Source organism: Pseudooceanicola aquaeponti (genome assembly GCF_050897975.1).
In the GTDB taxonomy this organism is placed as follows: Bacteria; Pseudomonadota; Alphaproteobacteria; order Rhodobacterales; family Rhodobacteraceae; genus Pseudooceanicola.
In genome coordinates this window covers 301817-323715 of record NZ_JBPAXY010000008.1, presented here as the reverse complement: position 1 = coordinate 323715, position 21899 = coordinate 301817, and the positions used below count along the sequence as shown (strand labels likewise).

Sequence of the window (21899 nt, the reverse complement as noted above, 5' to 3'; positions counted from 1 at the left end):
GCTGTATCGCCGCGCTCGGGGGGCCGCACAAATGCGCAGCCCGGGGCAGGACATCCTGACTTGACCGGCGTGATCCCTGACGCGGCGGGTGACAAAAGCTGTCAGCTCGGCAAAACTTCTCTCAGGGATGGCGCTTTTTCGCCTATTCTACCCGAAAGTGCAGATTCTGACCGGTGCGATTATGCCAAAAGCCAAATTCTCCGCCCGGCCCCTGCGGGCCATTGCCGCCACTGTCCTATGCGGGCTGGCTCCGATGTTGGCGCCCACCTTGGCCCAGGCCGAACCCTTCGCGGCGGGCGCCTTCGACAGCTACCAGCCCGACCGGGCGCGCGGCGAACGCCTGTTCCAGCTGGGCGGCTGCGCCTCCTGCCACCAGGATCCGGCGGCGGTGCTGGATCCGGCGGCCCCGCTGCTGGCGGGGGGAATGAAGATCGACAGCCCGAATTACGGCCTGATCTCGGTGCCCAACATCACCGGCAGCGCGGCGGGGATCGGCGACTGGTCCCGCGCCGATTTCCTCAACGCCATGCTGTATGGCCTGTCGCCCGATGGGGGCGAGTACACGCCGCTGTTCCCGTATGAGTTCTATTCGGGGATGAAGCCCGAGCATGTCGTCGACCTTTTCGAATACCTGAAGGCTGAGGCGCCGAAGTCCGACCGGCCCAGCGAGGATCACGAACTGACCCTGCGCTACCGGCTGAAACGCTCGAATCCCTGGCGCTATTCCTTCGAGCCCGCGAGCTATGACGGCGCGGGCGACAGCGAGGTCGACCCCCTGGCCTGGGGGCAATATGTGGTGGAAAACGTCGCCGCCTGCGGCAGCTGCCACACGCCGCGCAACTCGGCCTTTATCCTGCAAGGCGACCAGGCGCTGACCGGCGGGATTTCCGTGCTGGGCGAAGTGGCGGGCGACATCACCCGGGGCGCCGTCTCGGGCCTGGCGCCCGAGGATTTCGTGGATCACGTGCTGGGGCAGGGGATGGGCCTGGACCTGACGACGCCGGTCAAGGGGTCGATGGCGCGGGTTGCGGGCCAGCTGGGCCAGGCGCCCGAGGCCGACCGGCAGGCGATCTTCCAGTACCTGGCGGATATGCAGGACCTGCCCAAGCCGGTGATCGAGATGGAATGCGCCGCGCCCACGCCGCTGGTGCAGACCGCCGCGCCGGACCTGACGGCCAAGGTCGACGCCTATTTCAATTCCGACTGCAAGGCCTGCCACGCCCGTGGCGGATCCGCCGCCGCCCAGGCCACGCTGGTCTCGGCCGCGAAAACCGCCGCCGACAGTTCGCTGGTGGTGCCGGGCGACCCGGGTGCCTCGGCCCTTTACAAGTCGCTGAACCGGATGCCCACAAGCCAGGCGGCCAGCGATGCCGACCGCGCCCTGATCGCCGAGTGGATCGAAAGCCTGGCGGTGAACGCCGAGCTGCTGACCGCCGAGGTGAAGACCCCGCCGCGCGATGCCTCGCGCAGCCCTGCGGGCTTTGCCTCGGAATTTGCCGCCGTGCAGCAACATCTGATCGCCCAGGACGAGCTCGACCGACCCTTCCTGCGTTACTTCTCTTTCGCCCATCTGGAAAACGGCCAGCTGCCCTGCCAGCCGATGGATGATTTCCGGATGCAGCACCTGTCGGGCTATGTGGCGGCGCTGAACAAGATGGTGAACTCGCTGTCGTGGGAGCCGCGCATCACCCAGGTGGCCCCGATCGCCGAGGGGGCGACGATCTTTGTCGCCGACATCCGCGACTACGGCTGGACCCCCTTCCAGTGGGAGGTGCTGGTCGCGGGCCAGATCCCCGGCATCGCCACCGCGCGGCCCTATCCCTACGGGCTGGACCCGCAGGGGATGAACGCCGACCCGAACCTGCGCCAGCTCAGCGCGATCACCGGCACCCAGGTGCCCGTCATGCGCGGCGACTGGTTCGTGTCCAACGCCGGGCTGCCCTTCACCTACAAGTTCATGCTGGGCCTGCCCGATGACGTCGCCACGCTGGAGGCCACCCGGCTGCGCATCGACCGCACCGCCGACATCCGCAATTTCGACGTGATGCGCGCGGGCTTTCTGGAAGGGGCCTCGGCGGTCAGCCAGAACAACCGCCTGATCGAACGGCTGGAGCAGCCCGCGGGCGGCTACTACTGGACCTCCTACGATTTCGACCGTGGCGTCGACCCGTCGCGGCGGCTGAAGGAAACGCCCCTGGGACCGGCGGCGGCCTTCCCCAACTCGCCCCATTTCGAGGAAGACGGGGGCGAGATGCTGTTCTCGCTGCCCAACGGGATGCAGGGCTATTACCTGACCGATCCGGCGGGCGGTTACCTCGACAAGGGGCCCACGGGGGTGGTCTTCCTGAAGGATCCCAGCCCGATCTACGGCACCACGATTTCCAACGGCAAGGCCTGCATGGTCTGCCATACGCGCGGCCCGATCGAGGCCTACGACAACCTGCGCGAGGCGGTCGAGGCGACCGGCGCCGATGCGCTGACGCTGATGGCGGTGCAGCGGCTGCACCCCGAGGATGATGTGCTGGAGGCGGCCTATGCCGAGGATACCGACCGCTATCTGACAGCCCTGTCGCGGGCGGGCGCCGAGATGACCATCATGGAAGGGCCGGGCCGTTTCCACCCGGAACCCGTGACCCATACCGCCAGCGTCTATGCCGAGAACCTGGACCGCGATCTGCTGGCGGCGCAGTTCGGCCTGACCTGGGAGGACTTCCAGGCGCGCATCCTGACCCTGCCACGCCATAGCGAGGCCTTCGCCCGGGTCTCGGGCTGGCTGGCCGAGATCGACACCCGGGGCGAGGTGGAGCGGCTGGACGTGGAACTGGCCTGGCAACAGGTGGCGGCGGGCCTTTACCTGACCACGCCGCGCGGCCATCCGGGCGTTGGCGCCCAGGCGATCCAGCAGCATCTGGCCTCTTACGTGCCGGGCCATGGGGTCACGCCCCAGGCCACCCCGGCAGCGGCCCATGTGCCCGCGCCGCCGCCCGCGCCCAAACCCGTGGCGCAGGACCGCCAGACCGTCACCAGCGCCCCCGGCGCAGTGAAGGCGGGTCGCCCCGGGCTGACCATCAACGTGGCGAACCAGCACCTGAAGGTCTGCGAGGGGGTCAGTTTTACCGTCCAGACCGATCAGGCCTGCCTGCTGGACGTGATCTATCCCGACACCTCGGTCGGCAGCTTCTTCCGCCTCAGCCCGGCGGCCATCGGCAACCCGGTCCTGATGCCGGGCGAGGTGCGCCAGGTGCCCCAGCCCGGGCGCGAGCTGCAATCGCATACGCCCTCCACCGGGGTTGATATCGCGGTGAACTGCTATCCGGGCCTGACCAGCTATGACCAGCTGGGCACCGACCTGATGGCAACGCTGGAAGAGTATCAGCGCACCGGCCCGGCCCAGACCAAGAACTTTTCCGAGGTGGTCAGCACCGTTACCCAGCAGACCCTAGCGCCCGCCCAGGGCGGCCAGCCCGATCCGCTGGCGGCCAGCCGGGTGCCGATCACCTCGGTCCTGCGCTTCACCATCGCCGAGGATCGCGCGGCGCTGGATGCCAACGGATCCTGCCTGCCGTGAGGCGGGGCGGATCCCAGACCTGCCATCGGGGCGCCACCGGTTCGACCGGCGGCGCCCCTGCCGCCGTCGCGATGACGACCCGCCCCCGGATCCTGCCCGGGGCCAAGACGACCATGGAGAAAGACGGATGACCCCGCTGCCTGCCACCCGCCGCCTTCTGCTGCTGCCTGTCCTTGCCCTTGCCGCGCTGCTGCTGCCCGCGCCTGCCGCAATGGCCCAGGACGTGGCCTTCAAGAACTTCTCCGAGGTGCGCGTCACCGGCCCCGTCACCCGCGAGGCCAGCGCCGACAACTACGCGCTGATCCTCTACAACTCGAACTACGACGACGACGCCATCAGCGACCTGGCGGTGACCGAGCTGGACGCCAAGGCGATGCAGAAGCTGTTCATCGACATGGGCTACCCGGAAGAGAACATCATGCTGGTCGGCGACGGCACCAAGCAAGAGATCGAGGATCAGGTCTATTTCTTCGCCGAAAAGCTGGATGGCGACGCTACGGTGGTCATCTACTATTCCGGCCACGGCATCACCTTTGAGGGCGACCCTTCGAACTACATCGTGCCGGTCAACATGACCGCCAGCGCGCCGGGGGCCGAACGCGCCACCCGCGAGGCCTTCTTCAAGCGCCGCGCGGTGAATTTCAACCGCGACATCCTGGGGGTGGTGAAGGCGGCGGGGCCCAAGGGGGTGGTGGTCTTCTACGACGCCTGCCGCAACTCGCCCCTGGCCTCTGCCGATCCGACCAAGGCCGTGGGCCAGGAACAGGGGTTTGTGCCGGCCAAGGTCGAGGGCACCGCGATCTTCTATTCCGCCCGCAACGGCGAGACCTCGCTGGCGGCCCTGTCCACCGACGATGACGTGCGCCTGTCGGTCTATACCCGGGTGCTGGTCACCCAGCTGTCGCGCAACCCCACGATCCGTCTGTCGGACCTGCACCGAGAGCTGCAATCCAGCGTCGCCCGCATGGCCCGCAACAAGCCGGGCGGCTCGCATTCCCAGAATCCGGTGATGGAAAACGGCCTCGATTACTCGCGCTCGGAACGTAACGAATTCTGCCTGGCGGTGGCCAATATCAACGGCGCCCCGGGCTGTACCGGGCCGGGCGGCGTGCCCGCGCCGATCGCGCCCGGCGCGCTGGACGCGGTCTGCACCTCGGCGCCCATTCGCGGCAATATCGACGCCATCGCCACCATCGAGCAGGCCCGGGCCGAGCGCGACCGCTATATCCAATGCGACGACCTGCGCGAGGCGATCAACGCCCGCATCGCCACGCTGGCCTGGGAAGAGACCAAGGCCGAGAACACCTGCGCCGCCTACCGCGCCTATCTGACCTTCCACGAGGGCAGCGCCCATACCGAGGCCGCCCGCGCCGCCGAAGCCGAGGCCTGCCGCCAGATGAGCCGGGACGAGATCAATGCCCATGTGGTGCGCTGCGAAACCACCGCCGCGCGGTTGGGTTCGGTCTTTTCCACCGTCGATGCCGCGACCCTGGCCGAGGCCGACCAAAGCTGCGCCATTGCCGCCACCGCCGATACGGTGGATGGCCGGGCGATTTCCTTCAGCCGCGCCCTGATCCTGCTGGAGCAGGGCGAACAGGCGCGCGGCCTCGACGCGCTGAAGTTCGCCGCCGGCACCGTGCCCCGCGCGGCGCTGAAACTGGGCGACGTGCTGTCCTCGCCCGAGATCCCGCTGCCGCAACGCGACCTGAACGAGGCGCTGTTCTGGTACGAACGGGCCGCCAATTCCTCGACCATCTCGGCCGAGGATCAGCGCCGGGCGCTGTTCCGGGTGATCGAGTTGCAAAACGAGATGGGCAACCCCTCGGCGGCGATGGATGCCTATTCCCTGCTGATCAACCGCGCCAGCGAGGCGCGCCAGGTGCTGGCCCATCTGCGCCAGTTCCCCGAAGGCCAGCCGGGCAAGCTCTCGCCCTCGGATGTCTACGAGATCCTGTTCTTCCGCTTTCAGGACGGCAACCTGGCCTATCAGATCGGCGAGGCCTGGGAGACCGGGGTGCATGGCGGCCAGAACCTGGAGCAGGCGCAGGTCTGGTACACCCGCGCCCAGGAACGCGGCAACATGCGCGCCCAGGGGGCGCTGGAACGGATCGGCGCGGGCGGCGGCACGGCGCCGGATGCCGAAAGCCTCTGGGCCGAGCTGATTTCCTGCCTGCAACAGGCCGAAGGCTCGCTCAGCGAGGCCGCCAGGCTGGAAAAGGGCGTGGCCTGCACCGACAGCTGGCTGACCCGCGCCAGCCGCGACGATTTCCGCCGCCCCGAGGTCGAGGAACACCGCGAGGCCCTGCAAACCGACCTGGCGGCCCTGGCCCGCCCGGCCAGCGGCGGGGGCGGCCTGGATCAGTTCCGCCAGCCCAGCGACCCCTGGGACGGGCGCAACGGCAGCTATGCCGGTCAGCGCGGCTATACCGACAATGGCCGCCGCAGCCCCAGCGTGGAATGCAAGAACCGCTACGATTTCACCGCCCAGGTCGACAACGGCACCGTTACCTTCTGGTCGGACGGGCGGACCTTCACCGGCCAGATCGACCTTGGCGGCAATATCTCGCTGGATCGCAACGGGCTGTCGCCCCGGTCGAAGACAGACTTCTGGATCCAGGGCAATGTGGCCAATGCGGCGATGTATTCGGGCTATTGCGGCAATGGTTATTTCCGCCTGAACGGCTATTGAGGCCTGGGCTCCCGGCCCACTCGACAGACGCCCCGCTCGACAGAAGTGAAGTGAGATACGAATGAGCATTCTGCGCACCGCCCTGGCCAAGTTCCTCTCTCCGGGTCTGATCGCCTGCGGGGTGATCCTGCCGCTGTCGGCGGTCTGGGCCGGGCCGCAACTGGGCAGCGCGCGCGCCCAGGCGGCGGAAGGGGCGGCGCCTGCGCCGGTGGCCACCGCCCCCCTGGCCTCGCTGGTGCCGCAAGAGGGCGGCGGCCTGGCGCCCGCGCGCAGCCTGCGCCCGCCCTCGGGCAGCGCGGGGGCAGGGGGCGCGGCCCCCGAGGCCCCTGAGACCCCCGTAGCCCCCGCCGGCGCGCCGGCGCCCCGGGTTGCCGACAGCACCCCGGCGCCCCTGGGCGCGCAGCCCGATCCCGAAAGCCGGATGATCGCCCGCTCGGTGATGGGGATGCTGTCCACCACCACCGAGGCGGGGCGCGACGGCGCGGTGGCGGCAGCCCTGGCCGCAGAGCAGGCCGCGAGCCCGGCGCCCGAGGGCCTGAGCGCCGCCGAGGCCGTGGCCGCCGTGACGCCCCTGCGCCCGCGCGCCCGGCCCCAGGGCCTGGCCGCCACCCCCGCCGCCTGGTTCAGCGCCCCCGACGCGCCCTGCCTGGCGGCGGCGGATTTCCCCGACCCGGACGTGCGCCGCAACGCCGCCCAGTTCGCCGAAGACGGCGATCTCTGCCTGTCGCGGCACAGCTTTTCCGAACATGGCCGCAATTGGCAACTGACCGTGGTGCGCAACCTCTCGACCCGGCGCGGGCCGGTCTGGGCGGTGCTGCACGACAACGAGAACGCCGCCTTCGACAGCGCCCTTTACGCCGTGCGCCGCTACGGCGGGGCGATGGTGGCGGTCGAGGCGGGCGAGAACCGGGTGTTCCAGGGCCAGGATCCGAACCGCAACTTTTCCCTGACCGCGTCAGAGGCCGCGACCTGCCGCGACATCTCGGCCAAGCCGACGCCGGGCTTTACCAAGGCGATCACCAGCTTCTTTTCCGACCGCTACCCGGTGCTGACCCTGCACAATAACGACGAGGGCTATTCCGGCGCGGGCGGGCGCGGCCATATCTCGGCCCGGCGTAGTTCGGCCTCTATGACGGGGATGATGACGCCCGCGCCCCAGGGCGCCCTGTCGGACGAGGATAACGCCATCCTGCTGGCCGACACCCGCCCCTTCGAGCAAAGCGCGGCCTCGCGCAAGGCCACGGCGGCCTTCCATGCCCAGGGGGTCAACGTGATCTATGAACACGTCCGGCCCGAACGGAACGATTGTTCCTTCTCGTTCTTTACCAAGATGAACGGGCTGGGCGAGTATTACAACATCGAGGCCCAGTTCGGCGCCGGAGAGGCGCAGCAGCGCATGGTCGATGTGTTGATGGGCTATCTCGATATCGCCCCGCTGTGGTAGGGGCGCCGGGGGCAGGCGGCGCCTGACCCCACGGCCCGGCCCCGCTCGATGCGGGGGCGGGGCGTGCCGCCCGGGGCACGCCCGGATCAGAACTCGAAATATTCGAAATGCAGCTTGCGGCCAAAGCGTTTGCGCAGCGCGTCGCGCACCATGGGCGGGCCACAGAAGAGGACCGCGCGCAGGTCCGGCGGCGTCTCTTCCGGCGCGCTCCAGCGGCCCTTTTCCTTCGAGGGATGCAGGGTGAAAGAGAAGTTGGGCACCCGCTCTGCTGCCGCCTCCAGCTCGTCCAGCGCCAGGGCCTCGTCGCGGGTGCGCACCAGATAGACCATCTCGACCGCGCAGGGCAGATCCTCGGGCAGGGAACGCACGAAGCTGAGGAAGGGGGTGACCCCGATCCCGGCGGCGATCCACAGCTGGCGCCCCTCGCGGGTGGGATAGCGGAAATGGCCATAGGGCCCTTCCACGGTCAGCCGGTCGCCCGGTTGCAGCGTGGGCAGGTGCGCGGTGAAATCGCCCAGGGCCTTGATGTTGAACTGCAATTCGCCGTTCTGCCCCTCGCCGCCCGAGATCGAGAACGGGTGTGCCTCGCGCAGGCCGGCGCGATTGGCGCGGATATAGGCGAACTGGCCCGCGCGATGCCGCAACCCCCGGCCCAGGGGACGGGCGCGGATGCCGGTCACATCGCCCTGGCGGGTGACCTCGACCACCTCGTATTTGCGCGCGCCGATCATCCGGGCGGCAAAGCTGGCGATCCACAGCAGGGCGCAGATCGCCCCCAGGGCGGCGAAGCCCTCGGCCAGGGTCTGGTAGGTCACCGGCATCTTCATGTTGAAGGCCAAGTGGAAGGTGGCCGCGCCGAAGGGCAGCAGCATCAGGTAATGGGTCCGCTTCCACCAGTGATAGGGCAGGGTGTAGCCGCGCAGTTTCATCCGCCGCAGGGCGCTGACCAGCCCCAGCACGATGAGCCAGTTGAAGGCCAGCTCGCCCCCCTCGATCGCCGCCTTGCAGCTGTCGTCGCAGGGGTAGAGGCGCCCCGAGAACTCGGGCGGGCCGATCCAGTGCAGCACGGCGGCGATCAGCGCCAGATAGCCGAACTGCCGGTGTTGCAGGAACATTTTGTCCATGCCGCCGAAGGCGCGTTCCACCGGGCGCAGCCGCGCTCCCAGCAGAAGGTTCAGCGCCATGGAGGCATAGGCCACCAGCCCCGCATAGACCGCCCCGATGGCATCCAGGTCGCCCGTGGGGTTCACCGCCAGAAGCACGACGCCGACGATCAGCACCAGCGCGATCTGCGGCAGCAGCCGCCTTGCCCAATCCATCGCCTGAAATCCCCCGGCTATCGCTGCGTCAAAATCCGTTGCTTGCCGGGCCTATCGCTCCGGCGCGGGCTCAGGATAGGCGGAGGGCCGCCGAGGGCGCAAAGGTTTTCCGGGCCGGGCGCGGGCTAAAGCGCGTCGTAGACCTCGGTGATCCTATGGCCGTCAAAGCGCAGCGGCGCGGCGCCCTGCAACCGCCAGACCGGCGCCGTCTCGCCCGCCAGCAGGCGGCAGGCGGTGGCGCTGTCGCAGACCGCCCCGCCGTAAAGGCGGTTGGCCAGGTTGATGATGCCGGTCTCATGCATGTGGCGGCTGCCCGATCCGCAGGCGTCCTTGGCCAGCAGCACCCGGTATCCCGCCGCCACCGCGTCGCGGCAGGTGGCGGCCACGCAGGCCTCGGTCCAGACGCCGCAGATCACCAGCCAGTCGGGCGCCGCCCCGGTCACGGCCTCGCGGAAGCCTTCGTCGGTGAAACACGACAGGTCGTTCTTCAGCACCACCGGCTCGTCGGGCAGCGGGGCCACTTCGGCGCAGAAATCGGTCAGGGCCGAGCCCGGGGCGGAAAAGGCCGGGCTGCCGCAGGGCATCACCGGCTCGAAGGGGCGGGGCGGGACGCGGGCGAAATCGCGCAGATAGCCCGCGTGCAACACGCCCGTCCCATGGGCTCGGGCAGCGGCCAGCAGCCGGGCGGCATTGCGCAGGACCTGGGCGTAACCCGCCACCAGATAGCGTGGATCGGCGCGGTGTTCCTCCTGCATGTCGATCGGCACCAGCAGGGCGCGGGTGGGATCGAGGGTCAGGGGCTGGTGCGGCAGGGGCGCTTCGGTCATGCGGGGCTCTTTGCTCGGGCGGTCGGGATCAGCTTGTGCGAGCCCGTGGCCCGGGGCCAGCCTGTCCGCGCCCCGCCAGGGGCGGGACGCGACATCGCCGGGGGGGGGGCTCTGGCACCGCTTGCGCCGCCGCCTCGCGCAGACAGATCCGCCCCGTCCCGCACAGGCCGTGGCCCAAACCCTTGACCTTTGACGCCAAAATGCGCCTCCTTGGGGGGACCGTATCCTTGCGGACAGAACTGGGGAGAAGGACAGTGCGCCAGGGGCCACCAGGGCCGGAGAGAACCGGACCGGGGCCGAGCGCCCGCGAATTGGGCAACAGCCCGGTTTCTCACCGTCTCTGCCGTGGGCTGTGGTCATCCGCCCCTCGCTTCCCCTTCGGGGCTCTGCGAGGATCGGGGTCCGGGCGCCGCCCATGGCGTGGGCCCGGCGCGGGACGGATGCAGGCAGGCTGGCCCGCCCGCCGCATCCGGGCGCAACAAAAGGGCGCCGAGACTGGGACAATAAGGGCTGAGGGAGACCATGACCGACAATCGGTTCTTTGACGAGATGCTGACCGGCGCCGGCGATGCGCGGGTCCCCTATGCCGACTATGCCAGCTGGTTTTCCGGCGAGGACCCGAAGGTCCTGCTGAAGAAATCCGCCGAGGCGGAGACCTTCTTCAGGCGCATTGGCATCACCTTCAACGTCTATGGGCAGAAAGAGGCGCAAGAGCGCCTGATTCCCTTCGACATCGTGCCCCGGATCATCGCGGCGCGCGAATGGCGCCTGCTGGAAAAGGGCATCGAACAGCGGGTCCGCGCCCTGAACGCCTTCCTGGCCGACATCTATCACCGCCAGGAAATCATCAAATCCGGCCGCCTGCCGGAAGAGATCATCGCCCGCAACGAGGCCTTCCTGCCGCAGATGATCGGCATGACGCCCCCGGGCGGCGTCTATACCCATATCGTCGGCACCGACCTGGTGCGCACCGGCGAGGATGAGTTCTATGTGCTGGAAGACAACGCCCGCACGCCCTCTGGCGTCTCCTACATGCTGGAGAACCGCGAGACGATGTTGCAGATGTTCCCCGAGCTGTTCACCAAGATGAAGGTGCGCCCGGTCTCGTCCTATCCGGCCGAGCTGCGCCGGTCGCTGTCGGAATGCGCCCCGCCGGGGTTCGATGGCAGCAAGCCGCGTGTGGCCGTGCTGACGCCGGGGATCCACAACTCGGCCTATTTCGAGCACAGCTTCCTGGCCGACCAGATGGGCGCCGAGCTGGTCGAGGCCAGCGATCTGCGGGTGGTGGACGGCAAGGTGCAGATGCGCACCACCATGGGCTACAAACCCATCGACGTGATCTATCGTCGCGTTGACGACGACTTCCTGGATCCGCTGTCCTTCAACCCCGACAGCCTGCTGGGTGTGCCGGGCATCATGGATGTCTACCGCGCGGGCAATATCACCATCGCCAATGCGCCGGGCACCGGCATTGCCGACGACAAGGCGCTTTACAGCTACATGCCCGATATCGTCGAATTCTACACCGGCGAAAAGGCGATCCTGAAGAACGTGCCCACCTGGCGCTGCTCGGAACCCGACAGCCTGAAATACGTGCTGGATAACCTCGCCGATCTGGTGGTGAAAGAGGTGCACGGCTCAGGCGGTTACGGGATGCTGGTCGGGCCTGCGGCCTCGAAGAAGGAACTGGCCGACTTCGGCGCCAAGCTGCGCGCCAAGCCGGGCAACTACGTGGCCCAGCCGACGCTGGCCCTGTCGACCGTGCCGATCATGACCAAGAAGGGGTTGGCGCCGCGCCATGTGGACCTGCGGCCCTACGTCCTTTGCGCGCCCGGACGGGTGCATATCACGCCCGGCGGGCTGACCCGCGTGGCGCTGAAGGAAGGCTCTCTGGTGGTGAATTCCAGCCAGGGCGGCGGCACCAAAGATACCTGGGTTCTGGGGGACTGATGACGATGCTGGGACGGACCGCAGGCGGACTTTTCTGGATGTTCCGCTATCTTGAACGCAGCGAGAATACCGCGCGGCTTCTCGAAACCGGGTTCCGCATGGCGCTGACCGTGCAGGACAATGCCGAAAGCGAATGGGAAAGCATCGTGATCACCGCCGGTGCGCGGGACGAATTCGTCAAGAAATACGATGAATTCGACCAGGCCAACGTGACCAACTTCCTGCTGCGCGACCGCGACAACCCCTCTTCGGTGATGTCGTGCATCGAGGCCGCGCGCTCGAACGGGCGGATGGTGCGCACGGCGCTGTCGACCGAGGTCTGGGAGGCGGTGAACGAAGCCTGGATGGTCCTGAAAGAGGATCTGAAGCGCCCGGTATCGGTCAAGAACCTGGCCGAGGTGCTGACCACGATCCGGCAGCATTCGTCGCTGGTGCGGGGCGCGTTGCATGGCACCATGCTGCGCAACGACATCTTCGATTTCTGCCGCCTGGGCACCTTCGTGGAACGGGCCGACAACACGGCGCGGATCCTGGATGTGAAATACTACGTCCTGCTGCCCTCGGCGGCCTATGTCGGCTCGCGCATGGACAATATCCAGTGGGAAACCATCCTGCGCTCGGTCTCGGCCTTCCGCAGCTATCGCTGGGTGAACGAGGGCGAGGTCAGTCCCAAGACCATCGCCGATTTCCTGATCCTCGACCGGCGGATGCCGCGGTCTCTGGCCTTCTGCTATTCCAAGATCGTGGGCAACCTGAACTACCTCAACGGGCCCGATCAGCCCGAACTGCCCTGCCTGCGCCTGGCGACGCAGACCCATGCGCGGCTGTCGGGGCGCGACATCGACGGGGTGATCGACGACGGGCTGCACGAATTCCTGAAGGTGGCGATCAACGACACCGGGCGTCTGGCCAGCCAGATCCAGGAAGATTTCAGGTTCTACGGGTGACGACATGCGGCTGAAGATTTCCCACACCACCACCTATTCCTACGACCGCCCGGTCGACTACGCGCTGTTGCAGCTGCGGCTGATCCCGCGCAGCGGGGCGGGGCAATCCGTCCTGTCCTGGGAAACCCGTTATGACGGCGCGACCCGTCAGGTCGCCTATGAGGACCATTTCCGCAACGCGGTCGAGATGGTGCAGATGGACGAGGGCGGGCAAAGCGTCTCGATCCATTGCACCGGCGAGATCGAGACCGAGGATCGGACCGGCGTGGTGGGACCCGGCTGTGGGCTGGCACCGCTGTGGCTGTACCGCCAGGCGACCCGTGCCACCACGGCGGGCCCGGTGATCCGCAAGCTGGCAGCAGGGGCCAAGGATACCCTGGCCGCGAATCCACTGTCGGGGGTGCATGACCTGTCGGCCCGGGTGGCCGAGGCGGTCAGCTATGCCAAGGGGACCACCCATGCGGCGACCTCTGCCGAAGAGGCGGCCGAGGCGGGGCAGGGGGTGTGCCAGGACCATGCGCAGATCCTGATCGCCGCGGCGCGCCATCTGGGCCTGCCCGCGCGTTATGTCTCGGGCTATCTGCTGCTGTCGGACCGGATCGACCAGGAGGCCGCCCATGGCTGGGCCGAGGTCTGGCTGGAGGGGCTGGGCTGGGTCGGCTTCGACGTCTCCAACGCGATCTGCCCCGATGACCGTTACGTGCGTGTTGCCGTGGGCCGCGATTATGCCGAGGCGGCGCCGGTGCACGGGCTGCGGCAGGGCGATGCCAGTGAAGAGCTTTGCGTTTCCTTGCAGGTTCAGCAATAGAGTGGCCCGGCCCGACTCGTTCGCGGGCAAGCAATCGGAGCTTTGACGCCAGATGACCTATTGCGTGGCCCTGCAACTGGATCGTGGCCTGCTGTTCATGTCGGACACGCGGACCAATTCCGGCGTCGACAATATCTCGACCTTTCGCAAGATGGTCCATTTCGAGGTGCCGGGCGAACGCTGCATCACCTTGATGACGGCGGGCAACCTGGCCACCACCCAGGCGGTGGTCAGCCTGTTGCAGGAACGTTCCAAAAGCCCCGATGAACGCAGCCCCGACATTCTGCAACTGCCCACCATGTTCCAGGTCGCCGGGCTGATCGGCCAGACCCTGCGCGAGGTGATCGCCCAGCATGACGACAACGGGCAGAAGGCCAGCTCGACCTTTTCCGCCACCATCCTGCTGGGTGGGCAGATCGCCGGGGGCGAGCCGCGGATCTACCTGATCTATCCCGAGGGCAACTTCATCGAGGCCTCGGCGGACACGCCCTTCTTCCAGATCGGCGAAACCAAGTACGGCCGCCCGATCCTGGTGCGCGCCTACGAGGCGGGGATGTCCTTTGAGGAGGCGATGAAGCTGATCCTGGTCAGCTTCGACAGCACCATCAAGGCCAACCTGTCGGTGGCCCTGCCGCTGGATTACCACGTCTACGAGACCGGCAGCCTGCGCCTGGGCAAGACCGGACGGATCGAGCAGGACGACCCCTATTACCAGGAAATCTCCTCGGGCTGGGGTGTGGCCCTGCGCGAGGCCTTCGCGGCCCTGCCCGAGTTTCGCTTCGACGACAGCGCCAGCGCGCCCGCGCCCGACACGGTGACCGGCCCGACGGGCTGAGCCCGTACGTTTGCCGCCCTGACCCGCGCGTCTTCCGATTGCCGCTGCCGCACCATGGCCCCGCGTGAGTACCGGGGCAGGGCGCGCCTTTGGCCCTAGATGCTCAACCGCCAGCGGTTCATCGCGCGCTCCAGCTCGGCCGAGCTTTGCGCGAAACGCGGCCCCGACAGTTCATCCTCGGCGGCGTCGCGGGCGCCGGTTTCGACCTTGGCGGCAATCGCCCCGGCGAGCTGGTGAAAGGCCGCATGGGCGCGGACCACGGCGCCATATTCGGCGCTGCCGCTGACCGTGCTGTCGCCGCGCAGCCCGTGCAGCCACTTGCCGAAGGCGCATTGATCGTCGACCGCGATGTCGCGCGCGGGCTTCGGCAGGACGCCCGTCTGCACCGCCTGGTTCAGCTTGCTTTTCCAGGCGCCATGGGCGGCCACCGCATCCTTGATCTGTCGGTCCAGTACCAGCTTGTCCATTCTCGCCCCTCCGCGGCGTGTCGATCCAGGCGTCGCGCCCGCGCAGCCTGGCCCGCGAGGGGTTAGGAAATCGTCAAAAGGCCGCCTCGAGTCGCCCCGTCCGGGCCGGTCCGCCCGGGTGGGGCCGTCACGGGCACGTCACAAAGCGCAGGCCGAAGATGCCGATTTTCGCACAAATGGCGGGCATGTGTTGTCAAATCTGCCTTCAGATTGGGCAAATTCCGGGGTCGCCCCGGCTTTTGCCCGGCCTCTTGGCTGTGAATGTAGGAAAACTTTGCCGAACCGGCGTTCATCATAGCGCGCCGCGCAAGACGGCGTCGAAAACAAAATGTGCGGTGGCATCCAATCTGGCGGTTCGGTCACCACCGCACGAGAAGCAACTTTTGATAAAGTCGCTCGGGGAGATATAGGACGGTTCGCCCGCGGTTCCAACCGCGACGGTCCCCCTGTGCCCGATGCGGCGCCACGAAGGGGAAATCCATCCTATGTCGCATTTCAAGAAAATGATGCTGAGCGCCACCGCAGCCACCGCGCTGCTGTCCGGCGCGGCCTATGCGCAGGACGACACGATCAAGGTCGGCATCCTGCATTCGCTTTCCGGCACCATGGCGATCTCGGAAACCACGCTGAAGGACACCATGCTGATGCTCATCGAGCAGCAGAACGCCAAGGGCGGCGTCATGGGCCGTCAGCTGGAAGCCGTGGTTGTCGACCCCGCCTCCGACTGGCCGCTCTTCGCCGAAAAGGCGCGCGAGCTGCTGACCGTCTCCGAAGTGGACGTGATGTTCGGCTGCTGGACCTCGGTCAGCCGCAAATCCGTCCTGCCGGTGATCGAAGAGTTGAACGGCCTGCTGTTCTACCCGGTGCAGTACGAGGGCGAGGAGAGCTCCTACAACGTGTTCTACACCGGCGCCGCGCCGAACCAGCAGGCGATCCCGGCCACCGATTACTTCCTGGATGAACTGGGGGTCGAGAAATTCGCCCTGCTGGGCACCGACTATGTCTATCCCCGCACCACCAACAACATCCTGGAAAGCTATCTGAAGGACAAGGGCATCGCCGAGGAAGACATCTTCGTCAACTACACTCCCTTCGGCCATTCCGACTGGTCCAAGATCGTCTCTGACGTGGTGGCCCTTGGCGCCGACGGCAAGAAGGTCGGCGTGATCTCGACCATCAACGGCGACGCCAACATCGGCTTCTACAAGGAACTGGCCGCCCAGGGCATCTCTGCCGAGGACATCCCCGTGGTCGCCTTCTCGGTCGGCGAAGAGGAACTGTCGGGCCTGGATACCTCCAACCTGGTGGGCCACCTGGCCGCCTGGAACTACTTCCAGTCCGCCGATACCCCCGAGAACGAAGAGTTCATCGCCGCCTGGAAAGAGTTCGCCGGCGAAGAGCGCGTGACCAACGACCCGATGGAGGCCCATTACATCGGCTTCAACATGTGGGTGAACGCGGTCGAGGAATCGGGCACCACCGACGTGGATACCGTGATCGAGGCGATGGTCGGCCAGACCTTCCCGAACCTTACGGGGGGCACCGCCGAGATGCTGCCGAACCACCACCTGACCAAGCCGGTGCTGATCGGCGAGATCTTGGAAGATGGCCAGTTCGACATCATCTCGGAAACCGATCCGGTGCCGGGCGACGCCTGGACCGACTTCCTGCCGGAATCCGCGGTGCTGAAGTCCGACTGGCCGGGTCTGGACTGCGGCATGTACAACACCGAGACCGAAAGCTGCGTGCAGAAACAGTCCAACTACTGATCTGACACCTGCGAACGATCCGGGCGGCCTCGCGCCGCCCGGTCTGGCCCGGGCGGGTCGGCATCCTCCTCCCTGCTGCCCCGCCCGCCGCCCCCCTCTCGCCGCCCTTGCCGCCTTTCGCCGCCCGCAGGATCCCAATGCCCAGACGCCTCTTCCCGGCCCTTGCGACCCTGCTGATCGGGCTCGCCGTCCTTCTGCTGCCTCCGCCGCCCGCCGCCCGGGCCCAAAGCGCGCCCGAGGCCACCGCCGAAGCCTCGCTTCAGCCGGTGCTTCAGGCCCAGGCCGAGGTCTTCCTTGAAAGCTCGCGCCGCACCATCCAGCCCGCCATCGACGCCGTGGCCGGATCCGGCCTGCCCCAGGCCCCCGATTTCCTGGTCGCCTGGGCCGAGCGCGAGATCTGGGTGCGCGAGGCGGACATGACCTTTTTCCGCGTCACCCGCGACGACGACCGCATCTATCACCTTTACGATCTCGACACCGGGGCCGAGGTGATGACCCTCGACGACGACGAGGGCTACGAGGATCTGCGCCCCAATTCCGGCATCCGCGCCCTGATCGGCGCCGCCCTGGTCCGCTTCCAGCTGGAAGATCCCGACCCCGCGATCCGCGCCGAGGCGCTGGACAGTATCGACCGCAACGGCGAGGCGGGCCACCTGGCGCCGCTGGCCGCCTCGATCGAGGGCGAGACAGATCCCGCCCTGCGCGCCCGCAAGGCGCAGCTGCTGACCCTGCTGACCATCCGCTATGCCGAGGACAAGGACGCGCGTATCGCCGCCATCGAAAGCCTGGCGGGCAATCTGGACGTGGCGGTGCGCGCCACGCTGAACCCGCTGGTGGCCACCACCCGCGCCGCCGCCGCCACGCTGCCTGAGGGCCGCAACATCGCCCGCCAACTGCGCCCGGGCTCTGACGCGCTGCCCCGCACCGAGGCCTATCAGCTGCTGGTCGACGCAGGGCTGGCGCCGCCTCTGGTCTCGGCAGGCGATCTGCGCGCCACCCTGGCCCAGCATATCGACGCGGGCGCCGTCGGTGGCGTGCCCCTGGCAGATCTCGCTGACCCCGGCGCCCGCGACCGCGCCTTCGACGGGCTGGTGGCCGCAGGCACGGTCGAGCCCGCCGCCACCGAGGCCGATATCGACGCCGCCCTGGCCGCCCATGTCTTCTTCGAGACCTACGCCGAAGCCGACCCCGATGTGACCGAGGCCGCCAATGCCGCGCTCAACTCGATCTCGCGCCGGGTGGCGCTGAACCAGGTGCTGGATCTGGCGCTGGATGCGCTGTCGCTGGGGTCGATCTACTTCCTGGCGGCCATTGGCCTGGCCATCACCTTTGGCGTCATGGGGGTGATCAACATGGCCCATGGCGAGTTCATCATGATGGGCGCCTACACCGGCTATGTGCTGCAACAGGTGATCCCCGACTATACGGTGTCGATCCTGGTCGCGATCCCAACGGCCTTTGCGGTGACCTTTGCCGCCGGTGTCGCCATGGAACGGCTGGTGATCCGCTGGCTCTATTCCCGCCCTCTGGAGACCCTGCTGGCCACCTTCGGCGTCTCCATCGCGCTGCAACAGCTGGCCAAGAACATCTTCGGCACCCAGGCGCGGCCCCTGACCTCGCCCGACTGGCTGAACGGGTCGTGGATCCTGAACGACATCGTCGGCATCAGCTATATCCGCATCGCCATCTTCGTGCTGGCGCTGATCTTCCTCGGCCTCTTCCTCTTCATGATGAAGAAGACGCGCCTCGGGCTGGAAACCCGCGCCGTGACCCAGAACCCCAAGATGGCCGCCTCGATGGGAATCAACCCCGACCGGGTGAACATGCTGACCTTCGGCCTGGGGTCCGGCATCGCGGGCATCGCGGGCGTGGCCATCGGCCTTTACGCCCAGGTCACCTCGGAGATCGGCCAGCAGTACATCGTGCAAAGCTTCATGACCGTGGTCGTGGGCGGTGTCGGCAATATCTGGGGGACGCTCCTGGGCGCGGGCATGATCGGTGCGCTGCAAAAGGGCATCGAATGGGTCTACCCCTCCAACACCCTGGCGGCCCAGACCTACATGATCGTCTTCATCATCATCTTCATCCAGTTCCGCCCCCGCGGCATCATCGCCCTCAAGGGCCGCGCCGCCGGAGATTGAGCCCCATGTTCTACCAGCTTCCCCCCGCCAATCTCGACCGCCCGCCGCTGCCCGTCATCGACGGTGGCCGCCCGGACACCGATGAGGAGGGCGCCCGATGATCCCGATGACCACCCCGCTGGCCGGCCTGATCTTCGCCCCCTGGCCCTCTCATTTGCTGGCTGAAAATATCCTGGGGGGAGGGGCCAGCGGCCCCGGGGGGGGCCGCCCCCCCCCCCCCCCCCCCCCCCCCCCCCCCCCCCCACCCCCGCCCCCAAGGGAGAGACGGCATGAGACAAAGCTTTGTCGCCCGCAACCCCTCGATCCTGATCTTCCTGGCGCTGCTGGCGCTCTTCACCCTGGCGGTGACGCTGATGTCGCATGCCTTCGGGGCCGAGCTGATCTCGACCTCCTTCATCAAGACCCTGGGCCGCACCCTCTGCCTGTGCCTCGTGGCCATCGCCATGGATCTGGTCTGGGGCTATTGCGGCATCCTCAGCCTCGGCCATTTCGCCTTCTTCGGGCTGGGGGGCTACATGATCGGCATGTGGCTGATGTATGCCCGGACCGAGATCATCGTGGCCGAAAGCCTGGCCAATGCCGCCATCCCGCCCACACCGGATGAGGTGCGCGATGCCATCGGCACCCAGATCTTCGGCGTCGTCGGCAGCTCGGACTTCCCGGCAATCTGGGCCTTTGCGCATTCGCTGCCGCTGCAACTGGCGCTGGTGGTGCTGGTGCCGGGGCTGCTGGCGCTGATCTTCGGCTGGCTGGCCTTCCGAAGCCGCGTCACCGGGGTTTACCTGTCGATCCTGACCCAGGCCATGACCCTGGCCCTGTCCCTCTACCTCTTCCAGAACGAAAGCGGGCTGCGCGGCAACAACGGCCTGTCGGGGCTGCAAAACCTGCCCGGCGTCGAGGCCTCGCAGGACTGGGTCTCGCTGTGGTTCCTCTGGGCCTCGGCCCTGGCCCTGGGCCTGGGCTATGTGCTCTGCGCCTGGGTGGTCTCGGGCAAGTTCGGCTCCGTGGTGCGCGGCATCCGCGACGACGAGGCGCGGGTGCGGTTCCTCGGCTATTCGGTCGAGGGCTACAAGCTTTTCATCTTCACCTTCACGGCCATCATCGCCGCCGTGGCGGGCGCCCTCTACTATCCGCAGGCGGGCATCATCAACCCGGGCGAAGTCGCCCCCATTGCCTCGATCTACCTGGCGGTCTGGGTGGCCATCGGCGGGCGCGGGCGGCTTTACGGCGCGGTGATCGGCGCGGCGCTGGTCAGCCTGGTCTCGACCTGGTTCACCGGCGGGCTGGTGCCCTCGGTCCCGCTGGGGTTTTACACCATCGACTGGGTGGACTGGTGGCTGGTCCTGCTGGGGCTGAGCTTCGTACTGGTCACGCTTTTCGCGCCGAAGGGCATCGGCGGGCTGGTCGATCTGGTCACCGCCCGGGTGGCGCCTGACCGCCACGGCTCCGACTACGGCCCCGACAAGGGCAGTTTGCGGGAAGAGGAGGGCCGGAAATGAGCGCGCTGCTAGAGGTCTCGGGCATCTCTGTCACCTTCGATGGCTACAAGGCCATCCGTAACCTGTCCTTCTCGATCGGCGAATGCGAGCTGCGCGCCATCATCGGCCCCAACGGGGCGGGCAAGACCACCTTCATGGATATCGTCACCGGCAAGACCAAACCGGACGAGGGCAAGGTCCTGTGGGGCGAGCTGTCGCGCAACCTGCTGAAGATGCGGGAATCGAAGATCGCCCAGGCCGGGCTGGGACGCAAGTTCCAGCGCCCGACGGTCTTCGAGGATCAGTCGGTCTTCGACAACCTGCTTATGGCCCTGAAGAACCCGCGCGGCGCCTTCGCCTGCCTTTTCTACCGCCCCACCAAGGCCGACCGCGCCCGGGTGGGGGAGCTGGCCGAAGAGGTGGGCCTGGCCGACCAGCTGACCCGCACCAGCGGAGAGCTGTCCCACGGCCAGAAGCAATGGCTGGAGATCGGGATGCTGCTGGCCCAGCAACCGCGGCTGATGCTGGTCGATGAACCGGCGGCAGGGATGACCCTGGCCGAACGCGAACATACCACCGACCTGCTGGTCAACCTGGCCAAGACCCGTGCCGTGGTGGTGGTGGAACACGACATGGAATTCGTGCGGCGGCTGAACTGCAAGGTGACGGTGCTGCACGAGGGCTCGGTGCTGGCCGAAGGCTCGCTTGACCATGTCACCGCCGACCCGCGGGTCATCGAAGTCTACCTGGGGCGCTGAGACGATGCTGGATGTGAAAGACCTGACCCTTCATTACGGGCAAAGCCAGATCCTGAACGGGATCGACCTGGCGGCGGCGCAGGGCGAGGTGACCTGTATCATGGGCACCAATGGGGTGGGCAAGACCTCGCTTCTGAAGGCGATCTCGGGCACGCACCCGCGCTCTGGCGGGTCCATGGCGCTGGATGGCGAGGACCTGGGACGGTTGCCGGCGCATATGCTGGCCCAGAAGGGCATCGGCTATGTGCCCCAGGGGCGGATGATCTTCCCGCTGCTGACCGTGCAAGAGAACATGGAAACGGCCTATGCCTGCCTGCCGCGCTCCGAACATTTCATCCCCGACGAGATCTACGAGCTGTTCCCGATCCTGAAAGAGTTCCTGAACCGGCGCGGCGGCGACCTGTCGGGGGGGCAACAGCAACAGCTGGCCATCGCGCGGGCCATGCTGACCAAGCCCAAGCTGCTGCTGCTGGACGAGCCGACCGAGGGCATCCAGCCCAATATCATCCAGCAGATCGGCCGGGTGATCGAATACCTGCGCGATCGCGGCGACATGGCCATCGTTCTGGTCGAGCAGTATTTCGAATTTGCCTATGGGCTGGCCGACAAGTTCTACGTCCTGCGGCGCGGCGCGGTCACCGCCTCGGGCAGCAAGACCGAGCTGACCAAGGAGGCGCTGATGGCCGAGGTCTCGGTCTGAGCCGCCCGCGTCACCTCTGGCGACACGTAGAAGGAGTGGGGCTCTGCCCCCCTTGAGCCCTCGCGGGCTCAATTCCTCCCGGGATGTTTCTGGCAATGAGAAGCACAAGGGGCGGGGCACGGCAAAGCCCAGGCCTTTCCCCGGCTGCAAACTCCGCCAACGGGCGCGCTGCGCCCTGTTGGCCTACGTGGCAGCCTGG

General features: G+C 67.5%; 15 protein-coding genes. 12 read left to right on the top strand and 3 right to left on the bottom strand.

What is annotated here, in order from left to right; translation table 11 throughout:
• The first annotated feature begins 253 nt into the window (after positions 1-253).
• The 3 genes from ACRARE_RS20530 (at position 254) to ACRARE_RS20520 (ending at position 7701) form a co-directional block, all read left to right on the top strand.
• A complete protein-coding gene (locus ACRARE_RS20530) occupies positions 254-3568 on the top strand; it encodes a c-type cytochrome (RefSeq protein WP_432658343.1) in 3315 nt (1104 codons plus the stop codon).
• Between the two features lie 127 nt (positions 3569-3695).
• Positions 3696-6257, top strand: a complete 2562-nt coding sequence (locus tag ACRARE_RS20525) for a caspase family protein (RefSeq protein WP_432658342.1) — start codon at positions 3696-3698, stop codon at positions 6255-6257.
• Positions 6258-6318: 61 nt separating this feature from the next.
• Complete coding sequence (locus tag ACRARE_RS20520) at positions 6319-7701, top strand: hypothetical protein (protein WP_432658341.1); 1383 nt, start codon at positions 6319-6321, stop codon at positions 7699-7701.
• Between the two features lie 86 nt (positions 7702-7787).
• Here ACRARE_RS20520 and ACRARE_RS20515 read toward each other — a convergent pair whose 3' ends face one another.
• Positions 7788-9020, bottom strand: coding sequence for a ferredoxin reductase family protein (locus tag ACRARE_RS20515; protein ID WP_432658340.1), 1233 nt, complete (start codon positions 9018-9020; stop codon positions 7788-7790).
• Positions 9021-9145: 125 nt separating this feature from the next.
• Positions 9146-9847 carry an isochorismatase family protein gene (locus ACRARE_RS20510; RefSeq protein WP_432658339.1) on the bottom strand — a complete coding sequence of 234 codons (702 nt, stop codon included), beginning with the start codon at positions 9845-9847 and terminating at the stop codon, positions 9146-9148.
• A gap of 522 nt (positions 9848-10369) precedes the next feature.
• Between ACRARE_RS20510 and ACRARE_RS20505 the strand changes: the two genes are divergently transcribed.
• The 4 genes from ACRARE_RS20505 to ACRARE_RS20490 are packed head-to-tail and all read left to right on the top strand — an operon-like array spanning position 10370 to position 14387.
• The gene (locus ACRARE_RS20505) at positions 10370-11797 is read left to right on the top strand and encodes a circularly permuted type 2 ATP-grasp protein (RefSeq protein WP_432658338.1); all 1428 of its coding nucleotides are present in this window, start codon (positions 10370-10372) and stop codon (positions 11795-11797) included.
• 5 nt (positions 11798-11802) lie between these two features.
• Complete coding sequence (locus ACRARE_RS20500) at positions 11803-12744, top strand: alpha-E domain-containing protein (protein WP_432658378.1); 942 nt, start codon at positions 11803-11805, stop codon at positions 12742-12744.
• A 4-nt stretch (positions 12745-12748) separates the two neighbouring features.
• On the top strand, positions 12749-13552 hold the full coding sequence (locus tag ACRARE_RS20495) for a transglutaminase family protein (protein WP_432658337.1): 804 nt from the start codon (positions 12749-12751) through the stop codon (positions 13550-13552).
• 52 nt (positions 13553-13604) lie between these two features.
• Positions 13605-14387, top strand: a complete 783-nt coding sequence (locus ACRARE_RS20490) for a proteasome-type protease (RefSeq protein WP_432658336.1) — start codon at positions 13605-13607, stop codon at positions 14385-14387.
• A 95-nt stretch (positions 14388-14482) separates the two neighbouring features.
• On the opposite strand, the gene ACRARE_RS20485 is transcribed toward ACRARE_RS20490, so the two are convergent.
• Positions 14483-14854, bottom strand: a complete 372-nt coding sequence (locus ACRARE_RS20485; protein WP_432658335.1) for a CZB domain-containing protein — start codon at positions 14852-14854, stop codon at positions 14483-14485.
• A 503-nt stretch (positions 14855-15357) separates the two neighbouring features.
• Here ACRARE_RS20485 and urtA point away from each other — a divergent pair.
• The 5 genes from urtA (at position 15358) to urtE (ending at position 21700) form a co-directional block, all read left to right on the top strand.
• Positions 15358-16623, top strand: coding sequence for an urea ABC transporter substrate-binding protein (gene urtA, locus ACRARE_RS20480; RefSeq protein WP_432658377.1), 1266 nt, complete (start codon positions 15358-15360; stop codon positions 16621-16623).
• Between the two features lie 137 nt (positions 16624-16760).
• Positions 16761-18764 (top strand): urea ABC transporter permease subunit UrtB, encoded by a 2004-nt coding sequence (urtB, locus tag ACRARE_RS20475; RefSeq protein ID WP_432658334.1) that lies wholly within the window; start codon positions 16761-16763, stop codon positions 18762-18764.
• 269 nt (positions 18765-19033) lie between these two features.
• Positions 19034-20263, top strand: a complete 1230-nt coding sequence (gene urtC / locus ACRARE_RS20470; RefSeq protein WP_432658333.1) for an urea ABC transporter permease subunit UrtC — start codon at positions 19034-19036, stop codon at positions 20261-20263.
• Positions 20260-21000 (top strand): urea ABC transporter ATP-binding protein UrtD, encoded by a 741-nt coding sequence (gene urtD, locus ACRARE_RS20465; RefSeq protein WP_432658332.1) that lies wholly within the window; start codon positions 20260-20262, stop codon positions 20998-21000. Before urtC ends, urtD begins: the two co-directional genes overlap by 4 nt.
• A 4-nt stretch (positions 21001-21004) precedes the next feature.
• Positions 21005-21700 (top strand): urea ABC transporter ATP-binding subunit UrtE, encoded by a 696-nt coding sequence (urtE, locus tag ACRARE_RS20460; protein WP_432658331.1) that lies wholly within the window; start codon positions 21005-21007, stop codon positions 21698-21700.
• Positions 21701-21899: the final 199 nt, after the last annotated feature.

What these genes read in the sequence shown, in the direction of transcription:
- ACRARE_RS20515 (WP_432658340.1), bottom strand. Translation starts at nt 9,020, where the DNA reads ATGGATTGGGCAAGGCGGCTGCTGCCGCAGATCGCGCTGGTGCTGATC.
- ACRARE_RS20505 (WP_432658338.1), top strand. Translation starts at nt 10,370, where the DNA reads ATGACCGACAATCGGTTCTTTGACGAGATGCTGACCGGCGCCGGCGAT.
- urtB (WP_432658334.1), top strand. Translation starts at nt 16,761, where the DNA reads ATGCCCAGACGCCTCTTCCCGGCCCTTGCGACCCTGCTGATCGGGCTC.
- ACRARE_RS20490 (WP_432658336.1), top strand. Translation starts at nt 13,605, where the DNA reads ATGACCTATTGCGTGGCCCTGCAACTGGATCGTGGCCTGCTGTTCATG.
- ACRARE_RS20510 (WP_432658339.1), bottom strand. Translation starts at nt 9,847, where the DNA reads ATGACCGAAGCGCCCCTGCCGCACCAGCCCCTGACCCTCGATCCCACC.
- urtE (WP_432658331.1), top strand. Translation starts at nt 21,005, where the DNA reads ATGCTGGATGTGAAAGACCTGACCCTTCATTACGGGCAAAGCCAGATC.
- urtD (WP_432658332.1), top strand. Translation starts at nt 20,260, where the DNA reads ATGAGCGCGCTGCTAGAGGTCTCGGGCATCTCTGTCACCTTCGATGGC.
- ACRARE_RS20525 (WP_432658342.1), top strand. Translation starts at nt 3,696, where the DNA reads ATGACCCCGCTGCCTGCCACCCGCCGCCTTCTGCTGCTGCCTGTCCTT.
- ACRARE_RS20520 (WP_432658341.1), top strand. Translation starts at nt 6,319, where the DNA reads ATGAGCATTCTGCGCACCGCCCTGGCCAAGTTCCTCTCTCCGGGTCTG.
- ACRARE_RS20530 (WP_432658343.1), top strand. Translation starts at nt 254, where the DNA reads ATGTTGGCGCCCACCTTGGCCCAGGCCGAACCCTTCGCGGCGGGCGCC.
- ACRARE_RS20500 (WP_432658378.1), top strand. Translation starts at nt 11,803, where the DNA reads ATGCTGGGACGGACCGCAGGCGGACTTTTCTGGATGTTCCGCTATCTT.
- urtC (WP_432658333.1), top strand. Translation starts at nt 19,034, where the DNA reads ATGAGACAAAGCTTTGTCGCCCGCAACCCCTCGATCCTGATCTTCCTG.
- ACRARE_RS20495 (WP_432658337.1), top strand. Translation starts at nt 12,749, where the DNA reads ATGCGGCTGAAGATTTCCCACACCACCACCTATTCCTACGACCGCCCG.
- ACRARE_RS20485 (WP_432658335.1), bottom strand. Translation starts at nt 14,854, where the DNA reads ATGGACAAGCTGGTACTGGACCGACAGATCAAGGATGCGGTGGCCGCC.
- urtA (WP_432658377.1), top strand. Translation starts at nt 15,358, where the DNA reads ATGATGCTGAGCGCCACCGCAGCCACCGCGCTGCTGTCCGGCGCGGCC.